Here is a 22,571-nt window from a genome sequence, read left to right as displayed (position 1 = left end):
TTTTGCCGGTATAAAAGTACATAGGAAATAGCGCGAAAATTTATATAAAAGGAGAAGACAGCTCGTAAGTAAGCGGTTTTTTGAATAAAAGTAATGGATATAAAATATAAAGGTATAATATTTGACCTTGACGGAGTAATATGCCATACAGACAGGTATCACTATATGGCTTGGAAAAACATGGCAGACGGTTTGGGTATATATTTTGATGAAGAAATAAATAACAGACTTAGAGGGGTAAGCCGTATGGAGAGCCTGGAAATAATACTTGAAAGGTCTGATAAAAAGTACAGCGATAAGGAAAAAGAAGAGCTTGCAAATAAAAAAAATGAGCTGTATAAAGAACTTTTAAATGAGATGAGTGAGAAAGACCTTGATAAAAAAGTTAAAGACACTTTAGATATTTTAAAACAAAGGGGATATAAGACGGCAATAGCTTCATCAAGTAAAAATGCAAAGCTTATTTTATCAAAGTTAAATCTTATTGATTTTTTTGATATTATAATAGACGGAAATGATATAAAATATTCAAAGCCTGATAAGGAAGTGTTTGAAAAAGCGGGAATGGGACTGAAACTTTTACCAAATGAATGTCTGGTTGTTGAAGATGCAGCTTCGGGAGTAGAGGGGGCAATAAGAGCCGGAATGCAGGTTGCAGGAATAGGGGATGCAAAAAAACTCAGTGATGTGAGTTACAGTTTGGAAAGCTTTGAAGATTTGCAAAAGTATTGTATATAGAAAGAGAGAAAAATGGTAAATACAAAGGCGGCAGAGGCTTCAATAATTAAAGGGAATAATTATAGAATAAGTATTCTTACCGACAGACTTATAAGGTTTGAATACAGTAAAAAAAATATATTTGTCGATGAAGAGACGGCGGCTGTTACAAACAGAATGTTCCCGAAAGCAAAATTTGATGTTTTAGACAGTGAAGACAAACTGGTTATAGTTACGGATTATCTAAGAGTAATATATGATAAAAAAGAATTCACAGGTGAAGGCTTAAGGATAAATGTAAGCGGAAATTACGGAACAACTTCAAGTGTATGGCATTATGGAGATAAGAATGAGAGTTTAAAAGGAACAACCAGAACTCTTGATGCCATAGACGGAGCAACAGAGCTTGGTGAGGGAATTGTGTCAAGGCAGATGTGGTCTGTGGTGGATGACAGCAATTCAATGCTTATAACAAAGGACGGGTTTGAATTAAGAAAAGATCCTGAAGCAACAGATTTATATTTCTTCGGATATGGACTTGATTTCTTGACAGCATTGAAGGATTTCTATACTCTCAGCGGAGAATTACCTCTACTGCCGAGATTTACACTTGGTAACTGGTGGAGCAGATATTATAAATACACTCAAAAGTCATATCTGGAGTTGATGGACAGATTTGACAGTGAGGATATTCCGTTCAGTGTGGCGGTTATCGATATGGACTGGCACATTACTGACGTGGAAGGAAGATTCGGTACAGGATGGACAGGTTATACATGGAATAAGGAACTTTTCCCAAGTCCAAAAGATTTTCTAAGTGAACTGCATACAAGAGGATATAAGGTCTTACTGAATGTACATCCGGCAGACGGTATAAGGGCATATGAAGATTGCTATAAGGATATGGGAGAATTTACGGGTGTAGATATTAAAAAGGAAGAACCTGTACTTTTTGATATTGCCGATGATAAATTCAGAGAAGGATATTTTAAACATGTTCATCATCCGCTTGAAAAGCAGGGAGTCGATTACTGGTGGATAGACTGGCAACAGGGAGAAAACTCAGGGCATAAGGGGCTTGATCCGCTATGGCTTTTAAACTATTTCCACTATAAGGATTCTGAAAGAAGAGATGAGGGAAGAGGCCTTATACTTTCAAGATATGCAGGAGTGGGAAGTCACAAATATCCTATAGGATTTTCCGGAGATACTATTATTACATGGGATAGTCTTGATTTTCAGCCGTATTTTACAGCCACAGCATCAAATATTGGATATGCATGGTGGAGCCATGATATCGGCGGACATATGAACGGGATAAGAGACGACGAGATGTTTGTAAGATGGGTACAGTTTGGAGTATTCTCACCTATAATGAGATTGCACAGTACCTGCAATGAGTTTTCAGGAAAAGAACCTTGGAAGTACAATCAGATTGCGGAAAGAATAACAAAGAAATATTTAAGGCTTCGTCACAGACTTATACCATATCTTTATACTATGAACAAAAGAGCAAATGTGGATAAACTTCCTTTAATACTGCCGCTGTATTACTATGAACCTGAAAATGACAAGGTATATAATTATAAAAATGAGTATTACTTCGGAAATGATTTGATAGTCTGCCCTGTGACAAAAAAGATTGACAGTGAAAGCGGTTTGGCTAAGACAAAGATATGGCTCCCTGATGGTGAATGGTTTGATATATTTAGCGGAGTAAGATACAGCGGAAATCGTGAGCTTGAAATATATAGGGATCTTGAAGATATCGCCGTATTTGCAAGAGCAGGAAGTATCTTGCCTCTTGATGCAAATATCAGTACAAATGATATTAAAAGCCCTTTAGAGCTTGATTTGAATATTTTTACAGGTAAGTCGGGAGAGTTTATCCTTGCGGAGGACGAAAAGGAGTATAAGACTTATGTAGAGTCCGACTGGGCTTATACAAAGTACGAGCTGATTGATGAAAACGATAAGCAGATATTTAAGATTCACCCGGTTTCCGGAAACAAAAATGCAACAAGAGAAAAAAGAAAATACAATTTGCATTTCTACGGTGTAGGAAGTGAAAGCGAGATCAATATTTTATCGGATAAAAGTTCTGTAATACCACTGTGTACGGAATATGATGAAAATAAAAATGCTTTGATTATAAGATTGCCCGAAATTTCCACAACATCCACCTTGGAGGTTGAAGTTAAGAACTTGGGATATATTTTGCATAAGAGCATACAAAACAAAGTATTTGACATTCTAAATAAGGCGCAGATAGAATATGATTTAAAGACAAAGGTAATGGAGGTGATACGAAAGTATAACTCCAAAAATGCAGCTGAAGTAATGGGTGAAATTTACAGTGTCTGTGAAAATGAATTTGTAAAGGGAGCTGTAATAGAGCTGCTTTCTGCAAAATAATAAAGGAGATTTTTATGTTAGTATTTCATTATCCGAAATGTTCAACTTGTGTGAAGGCAAGAAAGTGGTTAAGGGATAGAAATGTGGAGTTTACAGAAAAGAATATTGTGGAGGAGACTCCAAGTGTGGAAGAGTTAAAAAAGGTTTTGGAGTATTCAGGCCTTCCTATAAAGAAGCTTTTTAATACAAGCGGTATGCTCTATAGGGAGCTGAATATCAAAGAAAAAATGGACACTATGAGTGATGGTGAAAAGCTCAAACTCCTTTCAGAAAACGGAATGCTTATAAAAAGACCTATTGTCTTAGGAGATGACTTCGCCTTGGTAGGTTTTAAAGAAAGTGAGTGGGGGAATAGATGGCAGTAAAGGCTTCGGATTGAGTTTATAAAGATGATAAAGCATAGAAAGTATTGAAAGTACTTTCAAAATTATTTTATTTATTGAAAAACTATTCAATGAGTGATATTCTAAGCTTATAAATATTTGATAGGGGGTCAAATTTATTTTGGCCCTTTTGATATTATCTCTGGTATAAGGAGGAACTATGAGAAACTTAGATAAATATAAGGGTGTTATACCGGCATTTTATGCCTGCTATGATGAAAAGGGAGAGATAAGTCCTGAGAGAGTAAGAGCGCTTACAGAGTACTTTGTGGATAAAAAGGTGAGAGGCGTTTATGTAAACGGTTCTTCAGGTGAGTGTATATATCAAAGTGTAGAGGACAGAAAAGTTGTTCTTGAAAATGTAATGAAGGTTAGGGGAGACCTTACTGTAATAAATCACATAGCATGTAATAATACAAAAGACGGTATGGAGCTTGCCGCTCATGCCGAAAGTCTCAAAGTAGATGCTATAGCCGCAATTCCGCCGATTTATTTTAAGCTTCCCGAGTACGCTATTGCGCAGTACTGGAATGATTACAGCAGTGCGGCACCGAATACTGATTTCATCATCTACAATATTCCGCAGCTTGCAGGAGTGGCTTTAAGCAGAGGCCTCTATGCGAAGATGAGAGAGAATAAGAATGTTATCGGTGTAAAGAACTCATCAATGCCTACATATGATATTCAAGGATTTGTAAGAGACGGCGGAGACGACTACATTGTATTTAACGGTCCTGACGAGCAGTTTGTTTCAGGTAGAGTAATAGGTGCCGGAGCCGGAATAGGCGGAACATATGGTGCAATGCCTGAGCTTTTCCTTGCAATGAATGAGAGCATAGAGAGCGGTGATATTAAGAGAGCAAGAGATATTCAGTACGATGTAAACGACATCATTGAAAAGCTTACATCAGGTCATGGAAATATGTATGCAATGATAAAGGAAGTCCTTAGAATCAACGAGGGACTTGATATCGGCAGCGTAAGAAAGCCGCTTGTTGAATTGACAGATGCCGATAAAGAGATTGCAAAAGCGGCAGCAAAGATGATAGTTGATGCCAAGAAGAAATTTTTATGATGAATAAAGTATATTTAGGAATTGATATAGGCGGAACCGCCGCAAAGTTCGGGCTTGTTGATGAGGACGGCAATATACTTCAAAGGGATGAGTTCTCGGTTTCATTTGACGGTTATGAAACACCGATACTTAAGACTGTTTTGGAAAAAACGGAGTATTTTGTGGCTTCAAGCGGACTTGACTTTGGAGAAATATCGGGAATAGGTGTATCTGCTACAGGTCAGATAGATTCTGAAAAAGGCGAGGTAATCGGCAGCGCCGGACATATAAAGAACTGGGTAGGCTCAAAGATAAAGGAAAGCTTTGAAAAGAAATATTCAGCCAAAACTATAGTCATAAATGATGCGAACAGTGCGGCTCTGGGTGAAAAATGGATCGGAGCGGGAAGAGGCCATAAAAATATTGTGGCTATAACTATCGGTACCGGAGTTGGAGGGGGCATCATAGTTGATGATAAAATCTTACTTGGTAAAAGAGGACTTGCAGGAGAGATAGGACATATAGTGATACATGGAGACGGAGAGAGCTGTTCGTGTGGAAATGTAGGTTGTCTTGAAAGATACGCTTCCACAACGGCGCTTGTAAGGAGTGTTTCAAAACTGCAAAAAGAAAATCCGACAGCTTTCCCGAAAGACTTTGAAGAAAATATCAACGGAAGAAATATATTTGATGCCTTAAATGAAAATAGCCTTTTAAGGCAGGCGGTCGATAAGTGGGTGGATGATATATCACTTGGAATCATTTCACTTGTCCATATCTTTAACCCTGAGCAGGTTATTATAGGCGGCGGAGTAAGCACCAGAAAAGAGTTTATAGAAGCTTTAAGTAAAAAGGTACATGAAAAGGTAATGCCTAGATTTTCGGAAGGTCTTGAAATAGTATCTGCAAAACTTGGAAATGACGCAGGACTTATCGGTGCCATATATTATTTGATAGAGAATAAATAAAATAGAGACATGAATGTAAATGAGCTTTATTTCATAATACAAAATTATGAAATAAAGCTAGTATTTTTTAGTCTACTTTAGGCAGCATAGCTGCATATTTTTTGAGTTCTTCATCAGTCGGTACACTGTCATCCATCTTTCCGTCATGGAATTTTTCATAAGCTACCATATCAAAGTAACCTGTACCTGTAAGTCCGAATACAATAATCTTTTCTTCACCGCTCTCTTTACATTTCTTTGCTTCTTCAATAGCGGCATAGATAGCATGTGAGCTCTCAGGAGCAGGGAGTATACCCTCTGTTCTTGCAAAGTACTCTGCAGCCTTAAATACATCGGTCTGGTTTACGGAAATTGCTTCCATATATCCGTCGTGATAAAGCTGTGAGAGTGTAGAACTCATACCGTGGTATCTTAGACCGCCTGCATGGCTTGGGGAAGGAATGAAATCACTGCCAAGTGTATACATCCTTGCAAGAGGTGTCATCATACCTGTATCACAGAAGTCATATGCAAATGTTCCTCTTGTAAAGCTTGGACATGATGCAGGCTCTACAGCGAGTATTCTTACATCGCTTTCTCCTCTGAGCTTATCACCCATAAACGGAGAGATAAGTCCGCCAAGGTTTGAACCTCCGCCTGCACAGCCTATAATGATATCAGGCTTGATATTGTACTTATCAAGTGCGGCCTTAGTCTCAAGTCCGATAATTGACTGGTGTAAAAGTACCTGGTTTAATACACTTCCAAGTACATATCTGTAGCCTTCACTTGTAGTAGCCTTTTCTACGGCCTCTGAGATGGCACAGCCGAGGCTTCCTGTAGTTCCCGGATGCTTTTCGAGGATTCTTCTTCCTACTTCTGTCTCCATAGAAGGTGAAGGTGTTACTGAAGCGCCGTAGGTTCTCATTACCTCACGTCTAAAAGGCTTTTGCTCATAAGATACCTTAACCATGTATACCTTGCAGTCAAGGTCAAAGTATGCACATGCCATAGAAAGTGCCGTACCCCACTGTCCTGCACCTGTTTCTGTAGTAACTCCTTTAAGTCCCTGCTCCTTAGCATAGTAGGCTTGAGCTATAGCAGAGTTTAACTTATGGCTTCCGCTGGTATTGTTTCCTTCAAATTTGTAGTATATCTTTGCAGGTGTGCCGAGTTTTTTCTCAAGGCAGTATGCTCTGACAAGCGGAGCAGGTCTGTACATTCTGTAAAATGTTCTGATTTCTTCAGGTATCTCAAAAAATGCTGTAGTATCGTCAAGCTCCTGTTTTACAAGCTCGTTACAAAATACATGTGACAACTCGTCGGCAGTAACAGGCTTATGTGTTCCCGGATTTAAAAGCGGAGCCGGCTTGTTCTTCATATCGGCTCTCATATTGTACCAATACTTCGGCATCTCGCTTTCTTCCAAATAAATCTTGTAAGGTATCTCCATACACTCTCTCCTTTCAGCTAAATACTTGCCGCCGGCAAATATTATTTAGTAAAGTATACATTGATATAGTATTTAAGTCCAGTAGGGAATGAATAAGATTTCATAAAGTTTGTATATCGGGTATAAAAGTTATTGCGATATTAAGTATGTAAAGGTATTAGAAGATACTTACAAATATTATAGTAAGTTTGGTTTATTCAGTATTTCAGTATCATATATTTTTATTGAATGAAAGAATGATATTTTATATAATACAATTAAAGAGTAGTGAACGAAGGTGATAGTGAATGTTTGACAATATAAGGTTTAACTTCTTGTATATTGATACATATTCTTTTGGAAAAAATTGGGTTTATCCTGAAAGTATAGTACCTTATAATATGCTTAGATATATAGAATTTGGTAGTGGAACTTTTTTTATAGATGATGAAGAATTTGTTGTTAGTAAATCTCAAATAGTGTACATTCCAAAAGGAAGTAGGCTTTCATGTTATACTACAAGTGAAAATTTTTCGTTTACAAGTATACGGTTTACAAACTCGGTGTATTTTGAAGGTGGAGATTTTTTGAAGGACTACTATGGTATACCGAATGTTATAGATGGGGCGGACGAGAAAATTTTCTTTGAGAAGATATACCATTATATAAAAGAAGAGGATCCGGCAAGAATGTTTTTTGTAAGAGGATATATGGAACTATTAATAGGACATTTGATAGAAAAGTCGAATATAATGTATCCGGATCATGCATTGAAGCTGATGAAATCAGATGAGTATTCATTTGAAAGTTTGGTAAATAGAATAAAAAAAGCTACTACAAAGATGGACAGCAGAATACAGGTTGTATTAGACTATGTGATTCTACATCCGTCGGAAGAATATAGTCCACAGAGACTCGCAGATATGGCAGAACTTAGTAAACAAAGATTTAGTGCCTTGTTTAAAGAACAGGTAGGTAAATCACCAATGGAATATATAAAGGACTTAAAATTAACTACAGCAGCAAGGAAGTTGTTAGTCAGTAATGTCTCCATAAGTGATATTGCATACAGCATAGGATATAATGATCCTAATTACTTTATTAGAGAATTTAAGGCAGCATTTGGGTATACGCCAAGGCAGTATAGATTAGCTGCAAAAGAATAAGATTATAAGACTATTATGCTATTTATAAGTGAAAAAAACATATTTTAAAGTATAAAAACAGATATTTTTAGAATTATTTTATCTAGAATATCTGTTTTATTTTTGTGCTAAAATATATTGATAAGATTATAACATAAGCGTATTATGCTATTTTTAAGTCTAGATTTTATAGAATTAGTATAAAAAATATAATATAATATCATCATCAAGAACAATTATCACAAATGAGCGTAAAAATATTTTTAGTTGTGATAATAATATAGTTTATATGGAGGGAATAATGAAGAAAAGATTTTTAAACGGATTGTTAACAGCAGTATTAGTTGCATCAACATTAGTCGGTTGTGGTGGTCAGCAAAGTACTAAATCAACCGGAACGGATACAAGTAGTCAAGAAGCCAAAGAGTTAGATGGTGAGATTACTTTTTGGCATTCTTTTACACAGGGACCTAGATTAGAGGTTATACAAAAAGCAGCAGATAAATTTATGCAGGATAATCCAAAGGTTAAAATAAATATAGAGACTTTTTCATGGGGAGATTTCTATACAAAATGGACAACCGGACTTGCGTCAGGAAATGTTCCGGATATGAGTACAGCGTTACCGAGTCATGTGGTAGAGATGATGGATTCAGAGGCGGTAATTCCGGTAGATGATCTTATTGATGATATCGGAAGAGATAAATTTGCAAAAACTGCACTTTCTGAAGGGGAGAAGGATGGAAAATGCTATTCAATACCTCTATATTCACATGCACAGGTTATGTGGTATAGGAAAGATTTACTTAAGGCTGCAAATCTTGATGTTCCTAAGACATGGGATGAGTTTGCTACAGCAGCAAAAGCTCTTACAAAGGATGGTGTATATGGATGTTCATTTCCATGTGGTTCTAATGATTTAATGGCAACAAGGTTTTTAAATTTCTATGTTCGTAGTGCAGGTGGTAGTCTTTTGACAGATGATTTAAAGGCAAATCTTACAAGTGACGAAGCTATAGCAGGAATTAATTTTTGGCTGGATATTTATAAGAACTGCTCGCCGAAAGATTCTGTAAACTATGCAGTGCTTGATCAAGCCAACTTATATTATCAAGGAAAGACGGCGTTTGATTTTAATAGCGGATTTCAGATTTCAGGTGTAAAGACCAACTCTCCGGAATTAGTAGATCAGATTTCATGTGCTCCGTTGCCTAAGATGAAGGCTGATGATCCGGATTACGGTGCTGAAACTTCTAATATACCTATGGTAGTGTGGGCTAAATCAGAACATCCGGAAATATGCAAGGCATTTATGAAAACACTATATGATACAGATACTTATACTGAATTTTTAGCGGCAACACCGGTTGGAATGCTTCCGGCTATAACAGGTATTTCAGATTCGGAAAAGTATAAATCTAATGAAACTATACAAAAGTTTGCGGATGAAGAGAAAGTTATTGAGGACGCAGTAAAAAGAGGTACAGCAATTGGATTTGAACATGGACCTAGTGTACAAGCAGGGCTTCTGACATCGCAAGGTATAATAGAGGGAATGTTCCAGGATATTATAACAAATGGAACAGATGTTAAAGTAGCAGCTAAGAACGCAGAAGATAAGCTAAATGAGATATTTGCCTCAGTTCAATAGTGAATTTGAATGCCCCATTTAGAAAGAGATGGGGCATTTTTTAAGAAAGGAGAGGTAACTGATGCGAGATAAAATAAAATCTAATTATTCAAGGTGGTTATTTGTACTCCCGGCTTTGATAATTGTAGGAGCTTTGCTTATTTATCCTATTTTTTCAAGTTCATATTTTAGCTTAACAACAAAACATCTAACAAAGCATAGTTATAAATTTGTCGGATTCAAGAACTATATATCAATATTATCGGATGTAGGTTTTTACAAGGCTTTTCTAATTTCAATACTATGGACAGTATGTTCACTTTTAGGTCAGATAATAATCGGTTTCACGTCAGCTTTGGCATTACATAAGGTGAAGCGTTTTAAAGGTGTCTATAGGATATTACTTATCATTCCATGGGCTTTTCCGTCTATCGTTATAGCACTTGCATGGAAGTGGATTTTAAACGGTGTATCGGGATTTATTCCAAACTTACTTGTAAATCTAGGGTTAGCATCAAATTTACCACAGTTTTTAAGTGATGGAAACCTTGTTTTTGGAACACTTATATTTATAAATATATGGTTTGGTGCACCAATGATTATGGTGAATGTGCTTTCAGCACTTCAAACTATACCTACAGATCAGTACGAAGCGGCACAAATTGACGGAGCAAGTAAATTGCAGCAATTTAAACATATCACATTGCCGCATATTAAAGTTGTTGTTGGGCTGCTGGTTGTTTTGAGGACTATTTGGGTGTTTAACAACTTTGATTTAATATATTTGATAACAGGTGGTGGACCTGCAAATGCAACTACTACAGTACCGATATATGCTTACAATATGGGTTGGGGTACAAAGCTTTTAGGGAAATCATCAGCTGTAACGATGCTGTTACTTATATTCTTACTGATTGTTTGTACATTATATTTTAAAGTTATAGATAGGTGGGAAAAGGAGGATAAGTAATAATGGGAAGACTAAAAGAAAAAATTGGAAGTTTGTGTTGTCATATATATCTTGTAATTTTATCTGTTATAGCTTTTTTTCCTTTAGTGTGGGTATTACTTTCTTCAGTAAAGGAATCCGGAGAGTTGACTTCTAACCCTACAGCTTTTTTACCTAAAGAATTTACTTTGGTCAATTATAAGAATGTAATAGATAATTTAGGATTTACAGTTAATATCGGAAACAGTTTGATAATAGCTTTGATAACAACGTTTATTGCGATAACTGTATCTTCTATGGCTGCATATGGAATTGTGAGATTTTTCCCGAAGTTTGGGAATATTATGTCGAGGGTTTTGGTTACTACATATATGTTTCCACCTATACTCCTTGCAATCCCTTATTCCCTAGTGATGGCAAAACTTGGACTTACCAATACAAGAGTGGGACTTATAATAGTATATTTGTCATTTAGTGTACCCTATGCAGTTTGGATGCTTGTAGGATTTTTTAAAACGGTTCCTATAGGAATAGAAGAAGCGGCAAGAGTTGATGGGGCAAATAAGCTTGTTACATTTGTGAGAATAGTATTGCCTCTTGTAGCTCCGGGAATTGTAGCGACAGCAATATATACTTTTATAAATGCTTGGAATGAATTTTTATATTCTTTGATCTTGATAAACAGCACGAATTTGATGACAGTTTCTGTAGCACTGAAGTCTTTACAGGGAGCTGAAATTCTTGATTGGGGAAGTATGATGGCAGCATCTACAATAGTTGTAATTCCATCTGTAATATTCTTTACATTCATACAAAGGTATATAGCAGGTGGCATGACGGAAGGTTCAGTAAAGTAAAATTGGAGGATTATTAATATAATGAAAAGAATAGGGTATGCACTTGTAGGTACCGGATATTTTGGTGCTGAGCTTGGTAGGATAATGAATGAGCAGGAAAATGCGAGAGTTGTTGCAGTATTTGACCCAAATAATGCTGTAGAAATAGCAAAAGAGTTGAATTGTGATGTTGAAACAGACTTGGATAAATTGTATAGTAGAAGTGATGTTGATGCGGTTATTGTAGCATCACCAAATTATTTACATAAAGAACCTGTTATAAAAGCGGCAAAGCATGGTGTTCATGTATTTTGTGAGAAGCCGATTGCATTGTCATATAGTGATTGTGATGCAATGGTTAAGGCTTGTGAAGAGCATGGTGTAAGATTTATGGCAGGTCATGTCATGAACTTTTTTAACGGTGTAAGGCATGCTAAGAAGCTTATCAATGAAGGTATTATTGGAGATGTACTATATTGCCATTCAGCAAGGAATGGATGGGAAGAACCACAGGAGAGTATAAGTTGGAAAAAAATACGTGAAAAGTCCGGTGGTCATCTGTACCATCATATACATGAACTTGATTGCATTCAGTTTATAATGGGTGAACCTGAAGAGGTGACGATGATTGGTGGAAATGTTGCACATCAGGGAAAAGAGTTTGGTGATGAAGATGATATGCTGTTTATAAGTCTTGAGTTTCCAAATAAAAAATTTGCAGTACTGGAGTATGGGTCGGCATTCCGTTGGCCTGAACATTATGTATTAATTCAGGGTACTAAAGGTGCTATAAGAATAGATATGTATGATTGTGGAGGTACTCTAAGGGTTGGAGACAAGATAGAACATTTTTTAGTACATGAATCAAAAGAAGAGGATGATGATCGTACACGAATTTATCATGGGACTGAGATGGATGGAGCCATAATGTATGGAAAGCCGGGTAAAAAACCGCCTATGTGGCTCCACAGCATTATGAAAAATGAAATGAAATTCTTTAATGATGTATTACATGGAACACCTGTCAGTGACGAGTTTATGCCGTTACTTACAGGAAAAGCGGCAAGAGCCGCTATTGCAACTGCAGATGCTCTAACGTTATCTCTTAATGAAGATAGAAAGGTAAAGCTATCAGAGATTAAAAATTAGCTTTGTATAAGCCAAATACAAATACTAATTTTTATATAAAAACTTCATATTCCAAAATGGGGCTGTCACATTTGACAGCCCCAAATTTTTAGGTTCTATGTCAATTGTTGGGGTGGGTTGATTTTTCAGCCCACTTTTTTATATTTGGAATTTTTTGAACTTACCCTTTTGCCGGGCAGTATAATATTTAAAGCCTGATAAATATTTTTTGCAAAAAAAGACCTCGTCCACATTCATTTTTTAGGCTGTCGACATTAAAATTTTATTACTAAAATAGGTAAAGTTATGCATACCATAAGATATTCTTTTAAGTACATTTGTCTTGTTATTAAATACTTTTGTAGGTCTATTTTATATGTACCGATACATAAGTGAATTTAAGATGTATTTGTAATTATTTCTGAATGCTGTGATTGCCGCATTAAACTCTTTTATGAATTGTGCTTTCCTTAAGTATTCTGAATACTCTAACATTAGATTAAGTGCCGCCTTATTTTCTTTAGACAGATTTGATTTTCTCGCCGTAATAATGTGTCTGCTTCACTTATAGTACCTTCTAAGAGTCTTTGACATGTTTTTTTTACATTCTTTCTTACATTCTCCGGAGCTCAATATACCCGCCTTATAAAGTGGTACCTGTCAACAACTATTTTAGCGTTTGGAAAGTATGTTTTAGCCATATCTATGAAAGACTTTTCCTTGGGTAGAGGATGTCAAGTACCTTGTGTTTTATAGGGTCCACAACAATAGTTTGATACTTTTCGGTTCCGGCCTTACCTTTAAACTCGTCTATTGATATAGCTTCCACAATTCTATCAGATGAATTGTTAAGTGTACCAAGTACCTTATATACAGTAAAGGAGACGATTTAGCACATATGTACCACGTCAGAAGATTACAACAGATACTACAGAGTTTAAGTATTAGGAGATTAATGCTAAAGTTAACATGACAAAGCATAAGCTTTATCCGGATCTATTTATGGATATGTGTAATGGTGAAATTATAAGCTATGGAATTGACAATCACCCTCTAATCCTCTCAAGGAAGAAAGAATCTTCTAAAGCATGTCTCGTAAGGAAAACTGTCATTATAACTTTGTTATTGAGAACTTCTTTGGATTAATAAAACAAGAAATATATCATGGTGTTATTTACTATAGCTATGATGAGTTAAAGTCAGAAATCGAACATGCATAAAGTATTACAATGAACAAAGAATTAAAGAAAAACCAGAATGGCTAAGTCCGGTACAATACGAGTTTAGGCTATTGGCTGCACAAAAATAGCGTGGCAGCTATATAAACTGCTACGCTAAAAAATTTCAACTTTTTGGGGTAATGTCGCATGCGACAGCTCGAATATTTTAATGTATTACTTTGTATCCTTTGACTTTGGAAGTACTACATTCAATATGATAGCTACTATAGTTGCAACAACTACAGGGCTCTTACCGAATACGGTTGTGAATGCCGGAGGGAATGCGGCAAGTGACTCCTGTGCCTGTGAAAGTCCTACACCGAGAGCTACTGCAAGACCTACGATAGAAGAGTTTCTAAAGTCCATCTTCTCTGTGAAGATAAGCTTCACACCTGTCATTGCTATTGAAGCAAATACCGATATTGTAGCACCGCCGAGTACGCACAACGGAATAGTGGTAAGCAGTGCTGAGAACTTAGGTATAAGTCCCGCTACAAGTATTACGACACCTGCAAGTCCGAGTACAACTCTGTTGATAACCTTTGTTGTAGTTACAATACCTACATTCTGTGAGTATGTAGCTGAAGGAAGTCCACCAAGAAGGGCACCGATTATATTTGTAACACCGTAACCTATAATACCGCTTCTAAGCTCATCACCTGTAGGAAGTCTGTCCATAGCACCGCTTGTGGTAGCTGTGAAGTCACCGATAGCCTGAATAGAGTTGATAGCAAACAGAAGTCCGATTGCTACACAAGCTGCAGGATCGAATGTTATTCCGAAATGTAAAGGCTGTGGAAGTGAGAATAAACCTGCACTTGCAACAGATGAGAAATTAATCATACCTGTACAAAGAGCTATTATATAACCTATAATCATCGCAATAAGGATTGATGCAAGCTTTACAAGGCCCTTTCCGAAGTTGTTTAATCCTATAACTATAATAAGTGTGATTAAAGCGATTGCCCAGTTCTGTATTGAACCGTAGTTGTCTTTACCTACACCGCCTGCCATATAGTTTACAGCAACAGAGTAAAGTGAAAGACCGATAGTAAATACTACAGTACCTGTTACAAGAGGCGGGAAGAACTTTTGAATACTCTTAACAAAAAGTCCTACTATAACAGCGATAATACCGCCGACTATCTGTGCGCCAAGTATTGCGGAGATACCTGAAGTACCTGCAATAGCTGTCATACTTGGAACATATGCAAAGCTTATACCGATAATCATAGGAAGCTTTGCACCTATTCTGAATGTTTTGGTACCTATACCGAACAGCTGTAAGAATGTAGACAGAGCTGAAACCACAAGTGAAACCTGTATCATAATTACTCTGTCAGCCTCAGAAACCTGAGCAACATTTGCTACGATAATAGCAGGTGTAATACAGCCTACAATCATAGCTACGACGTGCTGAAGTGCAAGTGGAATAGCTTCTGTAAGCTTTGGGAATCCATCCATTTCAAATATTGAAGCATACTGCTTTGTTGTTTGATTGCTCATAATATTTCTCCTTATCAATCAACAATTTTTGTACCGGTTTTGCCGTTGATGGCATCTTTAGCCTTCTCAAGCAATGTTATCACAGCAGTCTTATTCTCGCCTGATGAAGCAAAGTCTACTGCAGCAAGTACCTTAGGGAGCATTGATCCCGGAGCGAACTCACCGTCATCAGCATACTTTAATGCTTCTTTTGTGCTGAGATTATCAAGCCATTTTTCATTTTCCGTACCGTAACCTATAGCAACTTTTTCTACAGCTGTAAGGATGATAAGAGTATCTGCACCTACATTCTTTGCAAGAAGAGCAGCAGCAGCGTCTTTATCTATTACTGCAGGTACACCTGCAAGATGCTTACCGTTTGAAATAACCGGGATTCCGCCACCGCCGCAGCAGATAACAACCTGTCCGTCATCAGCCATAGACTTAATAGCTGAAAGCTCTATGATTTCCTTCGGAGCAGGAGAAGCAACAACTCTTCTGTAACCTCTGCCGGCATCCTCTTTAACAATCCAACCTCTGCTGCCTGCAGCCGCAAGAGCTTCGTCCTTGCCCATGAACTTACCGATAGGCTTTGAAGGATTCTCAAATGCCTTATCATTTTCGTCAACTCTTATCTGAGTTACTACTGTAGCGATAGGCGGAACTTCAAGATTTCTGTTTAAGAACTCCTCGTGAAGAGCGTTCTGAATATCATAACCGATATATGCCTGACTCATTGCAACACATACTGACAGTGGAGTAGGATCCGAGTCTGTAGAATGAGCATACTCCGTCATAGCATTGTTGATTACACCGACCTGTGGACCGTTACCATGTACAATCAATACCTCATGGCCTTCTTCAATCAAATCCACGATAGCCTTTGCGGTTGTCTTTACAGCTACCATCTGTTCTTTCAGGTTGTTGCCGAGGGCATTACCGCCAAGAGCGATTACAATCTTGCTTTTGAATTTTTTTGTCATAAAATCTCCCCTTAATAAAATTTCTAGGAAATGTTAAAAAAAAGACAGGTTTTTGTGACCTGCCTTTTGGTTTATAGGCAGCAGTGAAATGATTGTCTATATTTAACTACTGCCACATGGATAAGTCCTTTGACTTATATTATTCTGAAAGGATTCTGTCCTGTCCACGAGCCTCAAGTTTCTCAAGAACCTTAGCAGGATCTTTGAACTTCTCAAGAAGGATCATAGCAGCGATAACATATGGCTTGAAGCTTGCTTCTTTGTAAAGAGGATCTCTGTATCTGTCAAATACTGAACCGTCAACTTCACCTTCCTTGCAAGAAACGCCTGTGATATCAGCAGGTAAGCAGTGAAGATAAAGAGCCTTACCGTCCTTTGTAAGCTTCATCATTTCTTCTGTACATGCCCAATCCTTGTGCTCTGCATTCTGAGCAAGAAGTTCTTTCTCAAGCTTCTTGATTCCTTCTGAATCGCCCTCTGCATAGAGGTTTGTTCTCTTCTCCATAGCTGCAAACGGTGCCCATGACTTAGGATAAACGATATCTGCATCCTTGAATGCTTCCTTCATATCGTTTGTGATAGTGAACTTACCGCCACACTCAGCTGCCTGCTTCTTAGCAACCTCAGCAACCTCAGGCATTACCTCATAACCTTCCGGATGAGCTAAAACAACATCCATACCGAGTCTTGTGAAAAGACCGATAACACCCTGCGGAACTGAAAGAGGCTTACCGTAAGATGGTGAATAAGCCCAGCTCATAGCAATCTTCTTACCCTTAAGGTTCTCAATACCGCCGAACTCATGGATTACATGAAGAGCATCAGCCATACACTGTGTAGGGTGGTCAATATCACACTGAAGGTTTACAAGAGTAGGTCTCTGCTCAAGAACGCCGTCCTTGTATCCTGCCTCAACAGAATCTGCAACCTCGTGCATATATGCGTTACCCTTACCGATGTACATATCATCTCTGATACCGATAACGTCAGCCATGAAAGAGATCATGTTAGCTGTCTCACGAACTGTCTCACCGTGAGCGATCTGTGACTTACCCTCGTCAAGATCCTGAACCTCAAGACCTAAAAGGTTACAAGCTGAAGCGAAAGAGAATCTTGTTCTTGTAGAATTATCACGGAAAAGTGAAATTCCAAGGCCTGAATCAAATACCTTTGTAGAGATGTTTCTCTGTCTTAAATCACGAAGTGCATCTGCAACTGTCCATACAGCGTTAAGCTCGTCGTCTGTCTTCTCCCATGTAAGGAAGAAATCGTTCATGAACATATCCTGTGTCTTTAGGCCTTTTAACTTTTCAACTAAATTCTTGAAATTTGACATTTTTTAAACTCCTTATTTTAAAAGCATTGCTTTAGTTTTTATAATATACAATTCTGTTACACTCCCGGATAAACTGTGTATCGGGGATTATAATCTATCAAAATACAATCTATAAAGATTAGTCACAGTAGTAAGCAGGAAGAGCTGCATAGAATGCCGCACAAGTTACCAAGTCTTTCTTCCATGTGATCTCGTTTGGAGCATGAGCCTGAGCTTCTGCTCCAGGTCCGAATCCGATTACAGGGATACCGTTTCTACCCATGATTGAAACACCGTTTGTAGAGAATGTCCACTTGTCAAGAAGCGGTCTAACCTCACGCTCAGGTGTAGTCTTAGCATTACCGATTCTCTTATCACCGAAGAGATCCTTGTAAGCTGCAACAGCACTTGTACAAACCTTGTGATCCTCAGGAAGTACCCAAGTAGGGAAGTAGCACTCGATAGGATATACAACACCTGTAAATGAAGGTCTGTCATAGTTGTACATACTTACAACTACATCATCGCCGTATTTCTTAACTGCAGGAAGTTCTCTGATTTCCTCAAGACATGACTCCCAAGTCTCACCTACAGTCATTCTTCTGTCAAGAGATACTGCACAAGAATCGGCTACTGCACAACGAGAAGGAGATGTGAAGAAGATCTGAGAAGCTGTAACAGTTCCTCTACCAAGGAATCTTGCTTCCTTCCACTGATCGTTGTACTTAGGATTGAGCATCTTTACAAGACCTCTGATCTCTGTAGACTCTGCATCACCGTTGTTGTTAAGCGCACGAACATCTCTTAAGATATCTGCCATCTTGTAGATAGCGTTGTCACCTCTGTCAGGAGCTGAACCGTGGCAAGAAACACCCTTAACATCGATTCTGATCTCCATACGTCCTCTTTGTCCTCTGTAAAGACCGCCATCTGTAGGCTCTGAAGATACAACGAACTCAGGTCTGATCTTATCCTCATGGTAGATATACTCCCAGCAAAGACCGTCACAGTCCTCTTCCTGAACTGTACCTACAACCATTACACGATACTTGTCGTTAAGAAGTCCGAGATCCTTCATGATCTTTGCAGCATATACTGCAGAAACTGTACCGCCAAGCTGATCTGAAACACCACGACCGCCGATTTCTTCATCATCCTCGAATCCCTCATACGGATCGAAGTTCCAGTTGTCTCTGTTTCCGATACCTACTGTATCAATATGTCCGTCAAAAGCGATAAGAGTCTTGCCTGATCCCATGAATCCCATAACGTTACCCTGTGGATCCACCTTAACCTCGTCAAATCCTACCTTTTCCATCTCAGCCTTAATTGTAGCAACGTGAGCAGCCTCGTCAGATGACTCGCCCGGATTTGCAACTATAGCACGAAGGAAAGCTGTCATATCAGCCTTGTAGCCTTCAGCTAAAGATTTAATCTTTTCCAACTCTTCTTTTGATAATTTACCCATTGTTTTGTTCCTCCTTTAAAAAATAACAACTATATCTTATCTTTCCTTAGCTTCCCAGATAATATTTCTCCAACGCTGCGGATCTGTGTCGCCCTCGGTTGAGAAAAGTAATACCTTTGAATCTTTAGTTAAGTTTAGTTTCTCTCTAAGCTCCTTGTATTCATCGTCCATCATAATAGTAGCGAGAGCACCGAACGGAGCGGCTCCGGACTCACCTGAAAGTACCTGAGGATCTCCCTTTAACGGAGCGTTTAACATACGCATACCTCTGGCAGCTACTTCATCTTCTGCAGCTATAAAGCATGTTACATGGTTCTTTAAGATATCCCAAGATGTGATATTAGGCTCACCGCAAGCAAGACCTGCCATGATTGTATCCATATCTCCGTCTACGATTCTTATATTACCGTCTGCAGCTTTAGCACCCTTATAAAGACATGCTGCAGCTTCAGCTTCAACAACTACCATGATTGGAGGGTTCTCTTTGTACTTATTGGCAAAGTAACCTACCATTGCACCTGCAAGTGAACCTACACCTGCCTGAACAAATACATGAGTAGGTCTCTTTGCAAACTGAGCGTCAGCCTCAAGAGCCATAGTACCGTAACCCTGCATTATCCATGAAGGTATCTTCTCATAACCTTCCCAAGCTGTATCCTGAACTACAACACCGTGCTCAACCTTAGCGGCAAGCTTTGCAGCCTCACGAACACATTCGTCATAGTTTACATCTGAAATCCATGCATCAGCACCCTCAGCTTTGATATTGTTAAGTCTTGTCTGTGTAGAACCCTTAGGCATTATGATTACTGATTTCTGATGTAACTTGTTTGCTGCCCAAGCCACTCCACGACCGTGGTTACCGTCTGTAGCGGAGAAGAATGTAGCAGGTTTGAATTTCTTTGCAAACTCCTCAGATGTAAGAACTGAATAAGGTAATTCCGATACATCTACATTCATTTCATCAGCTATGTACTTAGCAATTGCATATGAACCGCCAAGAACCTTGAATGCATTCAAACCGAATCTGTAAGATTCATCCTTAACCTTAACCTCGCCTAAACCGAGGAACTTAGCCATCTCCTTCAAATCAGCTAAAGGTGTCTCGCTGTACTGAGGGAAGCTTTCATGAAAAGCTTTAGCCTTAGTCACCTCTTCAACCGACATTATCGGAAGATTAGCATCGTCTGTTTTGGGCATATTGTTAATTACCCATTTTAGTTGTGACATGAAATTTAAACCTCCTAAAATTGTTAAGCAAAATGCTTATTCATCCACTGCTTTTGCTTGATCAATGTAGCTATACAGTGTAAACTTACTAATTCCAAAAAATTGAGAAATCTTATCTCCGGACCTTGTAATAAGGAAGGCACCGGCATCCTGTAAAAATTTGATTGCCTTTACCTTTTCATCCTTTGTCATAAGAGCGGGAGTCTTTCCAACAAGCTTTACGCTTTGTTCAATCAGATTGTCGAGCAGGTCGTTCACACTTAGAGGAATCTGACCGTAAATATCTTCGCCTGCAGCTTCGATATTTTCTACTATATTGGATAGCGCTGATTGAGCATTTATGAAATCTGTCATATCATGGTTTATACCGAGTATGAATCTGTACTTACCGCTTTCATCCTTTAGAAAGATAGTGGAAGATTTTAAGATTCTGCCGTCGGATGTATGTGTTCGATAGCCGAGGTGATCACTTACATTATCACCCTTTTTTAAAGCCTCAAGAGTCTCAAGTACTATCTTTGAAGCACCGTCACCGATCTTTCTTCCCGATACATGACCGTTTATGATGTAGCAAATAGTGTGCTCAAGGTCATTAGCTTGTAAATCGTGAATACATACTTCACAGTCATTGCCGAAATGTCTTGCAATACCGTGTGCAATCATTATTAAAGATTCCAAAGTTAAGTCATCTCTGTTCATAACACTATCGCTACTCCTTTCTAATTTACACGCCTAAATTTTTTTTAGGTATGTATACTATAGCACTTTAATCAAAGCAAATCAATAGGTATCTAAAAAATTTTTAGGTAAGCAAAAATATTATAAGAGTAAAGAAGAATACTTTATTTTAATAAGAATTGAACAATAAATGACGCGCTTTTATATTGTGCACTATTAAAAATTAATATATATACTATACAAAAATAAGATATTTTTTTATGTACAGTTTTCAAAAAAAAATTTATAATAGTGTTTGAGTCGAGGCGAAAGGAAGCAGCTCGACTTATAGTTAAATAATAACTAAGTTATATTATATATAGTAAAGATTTGGAATAGAAATATAAGGGGGATTTATGAGAAAAATCATAGTAACATTATCTTGTATCCTGTTGGTAGGATGTGGCGGAGCCAAAAAAGCGGATGTAGGAAGTACTACAGATATAAGCAATATAGAAAGCAGCACGCAGACAGCCGGTGCAGATATAAAAAGTGAAGAGACTAAAGCGGACGGACAGGTAGATTATGACTTAAGCAGTATGGGACCGGATATGGTATATGCCACAATATATCAGATGATGATAGACCCGAAGTCATATGTAGGAAAGAGTTTTAAGGTAACGGGAAATTATTATTCATCTTACAGTAAAGAAAACGATCAGTACTATCATTTTTGCATGGTAAAAGATGCCGCAGCCTGCTGTGCACAAGGCCTAGAACTTCTTTGGGCGGATGAGAGCATGAACAGGCATGAAAATTGTCCTGATGAAGAAGCCTTGGTCACAGTGGAAGGTGTATTTGAGACATATGAAGAGGGTCAAAATACTTACGGCAGATTAAAGGATGTAAAACTTGTCAATCAGTAATATTATTCAGACTTTGTTTTTGCCTGCCTCAGTGATTTGAAAAAAGAACTTAAAAGCGATGCACATTCGTTTCTAAGCGATTCACATGATATAAGTTCAACTTCGGTCTTATGGTTGAATCCGTCGGTTTGCAGGATGTTCAGCACGGAACCTGCGCATCCTGCTTTCGGATTCATAGCGCCTAAGACCACTTTTTTTATCCTTGACTGAACTATGGCGCCGGCACACATAGGACAGGGCTCAAGTGTTATATACATGGTACAGTCTTCCAGTCGCCAGTCACCGATTTTTTTGCAGGCCTTTTTCATTGCAAGTATTTCAGCATGTGAGAGTGTACTTTTATCCTTGTTTCTTCTGTTATAACCTCTTGCTATTATCTTATCTTCAAATACGATAACACAGCCTATAGGAACATCACCTATTGCCATGGCTTTTTTTGCCTGCTTTATGGATTCTTTTAAAAAATAATTATCCCTATCCATTTTAATACCTTTAAGTCACAAAATTTTAACAGTTTTACCATATAATAGCCTCTGTATCAAAGTTTTTGTTTTTTTATATGAAAACAAATGGTATAATTGATACCGAGGTTGTGATAAAACAATCCGTATAATTTGTATTTTAAACTAAAACAAAATGAAAATTATGTCA

The 22,571-nt window shown here is 37.9% G+C and carries 20 protein-coding genes and 1 pseudogene; 12 read left to right on the top strand and 9 right to left on the bottom strand.

Annotated elements, in window-relative coordinates:
• Positions 1–93 precede the first annotated feature (93 nt).
• The 5 genes from pgmB (at position 94) to ACO6FI_RS03730 (ending at position 5,537) form a co-directional block, all read left to right on the top strand.
• Positions 94–738 carry a beta-phosphoglucomutase gene (pgmB, locus tag ACO6FI_RS03750; RefSeq protein ID WP_485456161.1) on the top strand — a complete coding sequence of 215 codons (645 nt, stop codon included), beginning with the start codon at positions 94–96 and terminating at the stop codon, positions 736–738.
• A gap of 12 nt (positions 739–750) precedes the next feature.
• Entirely contained in the window at positions 751–3,132 is a 2,382-nt protein-coding gene (locus ACO6FI_RS03745; RefSeq protein ID WP_485456160.1) for a glycoside hydrolase family 31 protein, read from the top strand.
• A gap of 14 nt (positions 3,133–3,146) precedes the next feature.
• Positions 3,147–3,497 (top strand): arsenate reductase family protein, encoded by a 351-nt coding sequence (locus ACO6FI_RS03740; protein ID WP_485456159.1) that lies wholly within the window; start codon positions 3,147–3,149, stop codon positions 3,495–3,497.
• A gap of 178 nt (positions 3,498–3,675) precedes the next feature.
• Positions 3,676–4,590 carry a dihydrodipicolinate synthase family protein gene (locus tag ACO6FI_RS03735; protein ID WP_314766680.1) on the top strand — a complete coding sequence of 305 codons (915 nt, stop codon included), beginning with the start codon at positions 3,676–3,678 and terminating at the stop codon, positions 4,588–4,590.
• On the top strand, positions 4,587–5,537 hold the full coding sequence (locus ACO6FI_RS03730) for an ROK family protein (protein ID WP_485456158.1): 951 nt from the start codon (positions 4,587–4,589) through the stop codon (positions 5,535–5,537). Before ACO6FI_RS03735 ends, ACO6FI_RS03730 begins: the two co-directional genes overlap by 4 nt.
• Positions 5,538–5,604: 67 nt before the next feature.
• On the opposite strand, the gene ACO6FI_RS03725 is transcribed toward ACO6FI_RS03730, so the two are convergent.
• Positions 5,605–6,969, bottom strand: coding sequence for a TrpB-like pyridoxal phosphate-dependent enzyme (locus ACO6FI_RS03725; RefSeq protein ID WP_485456157.1), 1,365 nt, complete (start codon positions 6,967–6,969; stop codon positions 5,605–5,607).
• A gap of 287 nt (positions 6,970–7,256) precedes the next feature.
• On the opposite strand from ACO6FI_RS03725, the gene ACO6FI_RS03720 reads away from it, so the two are divergent.
• The 5 genes from ACO6FI_RS03720 to ACO6FI_RS03700 all read left to right on the top strand — a co-directional run bounded on the left by ACO6FI_RS03720 (position 7,257) and on the right by ACO6FI_RS03700 (position 12,657).
• On the top strand, positions 7,257–8,114 hold the full coding sequence (locus ACO6FI_RS03720; RefSeq protein ID WP_485456156.1) for an AraC family transcriptional regulator: 858 nt from the start codon (positions 7,257–7,259) through the stop codon (positions 8,112–8,114).
• Positions 8,115–8,394: 280 nt separating this feature from the next.
• A complete protein-coding gene (locus tag ACO6FI_RS03715; RefSeq protein ID WP_298056555.1) occupies positions 8,395–9,744 on the top strand; it encodes an ABC transporter substrate-binding protein in 1,350 nt (449 codons plus the stop codon).
• A 61-nt stretch (positions 9,745–9,805) separates the two neighbouring features.
• Positions 9,806–10,693, top strand: a complete 888-nt coding sequence (locus ACO6FI_RS03710; RefSeq protein ID WP_298056557.1) for a carbohydrate ABC transporter permease — start codon at positions 9,806–9,808, stop codon at positions 10,691–10,693.
• A gap of 2 nt (positions 10,694–10,695) precedes the next feature.
• Complete coding sequence (locus ACO6FI_RS03705) at positions 10,696–11,529, top strand: carbohydrate ABC transporter permease (RefSeq protein WP_485456155.1); 834 nt, start codon at positions 10,696–10,698, stop codon at positions 11,527–11,529.
• A gap of 21 nt (positions 11,530–11,550) precedes the next feature.
• Positions 11,551–12,657 (top strand): Gfo/Idh/MocA family protein, encoded by a 1,107-nt coding sequence (locus tag ACO6FI_RS03700; protein WP_485456154.1) that lies wholly within the window; start codon positions 11,551–11,553, stop codon positions 12,655–12,657.
• Between the two features lie 608 nt (positions 12,658–13,265).
• Here ACO6FI_RS03700 and ACO6FI_RS03695 read toward each other — a convergent pair.
• A complete protein-coding gene (locus tag ACO6FI_RS03695; RefSeq protein WP_485456187.1) occupies positions 13,266–13,343 on the bottom strand; it encodes a transposase in 78 nt (25 codons plus the stop codon).
• A 354-nt stretch (positions 13,344–13,697) separates the two neighbouring features.
• On the opposite strand from ACO6FI_RS03695, the pseudogene ACO6FI_RS03690 reads away from it, so the two are divergent.
• A pseudogene (locus ACO6FI_RS03690) lies at positions 13,698–13,945 on the top strand (IS3 family transposase); the annotation flags it as partial.
• An 85-nt stretch (positions 13,946–14,030) separates the two neighbouring features.
• Here ACO6FI_RS03690 and ACO6FI_RS03685 read toward each other — a convergent pair.
• The 6 genes from ACO6FI_RS03685 to ACO6FI_RS03660 all read right to left on the bottom strand — a co-directional run bounded on the left by ACO6FI_RS03685 (position 14,031) and on the right by ACO6FI_RS03660 (position 21,036).
• On the bottom strand, positions 14,031–15,362 hold the full coding sequence (locus ACO6FI_RS03685) for a uracil-xanthine permease family protein (RefSeq protein WP_485456153.1): 1,332 nt from the start codon (positions 15,360–15,362) through the stop codon (positions 14,031–14,033).
• A 14-nt stretch (positions 15,363–15,376) separates the two neighbouring features.
• Positions 15,377–16,324, bottom strand: coding sequence for a carbamate kinase (gene arcC, locus ACO6FI_RS03680; RefSeq protein ID WP_485456152.1), 948 nt, complete (start codon positions 16,322–16,324; stop codon positions 15,377–15,379).
• A 139-nt stretch (positions 16,325–16,463) separates the two neighbouring features.
• Positions 16,464–17,660, bottom strand: coding sequence for a knotted carbamoyltransferase YgeW (ygeW, locus tag ACO6FI_RS03675; RefSeq protein WP_314449159.1), 1,197 nt, complete (start codon positions 17,658–17,660; stop codon positions 16,464–16,466).
• 118 nt (positions 17,661–17,778) lie between these two features.
• Positions 17,779–19,107 carry a YgeY family selenium metabolism-linked hydrolase gene (locus ACO6FI_RS03670; protein ID WP_124950773.1) on the bottom strand — a complete coding sequence of 443 codons (1,329 nt, stop codon included), beginning with the start codon at positions 19,105–19,107 and terminating at the stop codon, positions 17,779–17,781.
• Between the two features lie 36 nt (positions 19,108–19,143).
• Positions 19,144–20,337, bottom strand: coding sequence for a diaminopropionate ammonia-lyase (dpaL, locus tag ACO6FI_RS03665; RefSeq protein WP_009447235.1), 1,194 nt, complete (start codon positions 20,335–20,337; stop codon positions 19,144–19,146).
• Between the two features lie 36 nt (positions 20,338–20,373).
• The gene (locus ACO6FI_RS03660; RefSeq protein WP_448946615.1) at positions 20,374–21,036 is read right to left on the bottom strand and encodes a helix-turn-helix transcriptional regulator; all 663 of its coding nucleotides are present in this window, start codon (positions 21,034–21,036) and stop codon (positions 20,374–20,376) included.
• Positions 21,037–21,410: 374 nt separating this feature from the next.
• On the opposite strand from ACO6FI_RS03660, the gene ACO6FI_RS03655 reads away from it, so the two are divergent.
• Positions 21,411–21,920: a hypothetical protein gene (locus ACO6FI_RS03655; protein ID WP_485456151.1), complete on the top strand. Its 510-nt coding sequence runs from the start codon at positions 21,411–21,413 to the stop codon at positions 21,918–21,920.
• Between the two features lie 2 nt (positions 21,921–21,922).
• Here ACO6FI_RS03655 and tadA read toward each other — a convergent pair whose 3' ends face one another.
• Positions 21,923–22,402, bottom strand: a complete 480-nt coding sequence (gene tadA, locus ACO6FI_RS03650) for a tRNA adenosine(34) deaminase TadA (RefSeq protein ID WP_485456150.1) — start codon at positions 22,400–22,402, stop codon at positions 21,923–21,925.
• Positions 22,403–22,571: the final 169 nt, after the last annotated feature.

The organism is Lachnoanaerobaculum sp., assembly GCF_057250505.1.
Note: the sequence above shows the minus strand (reverse complement) of the source record. Positions and strands in the feature narration are given on the sequence as shown.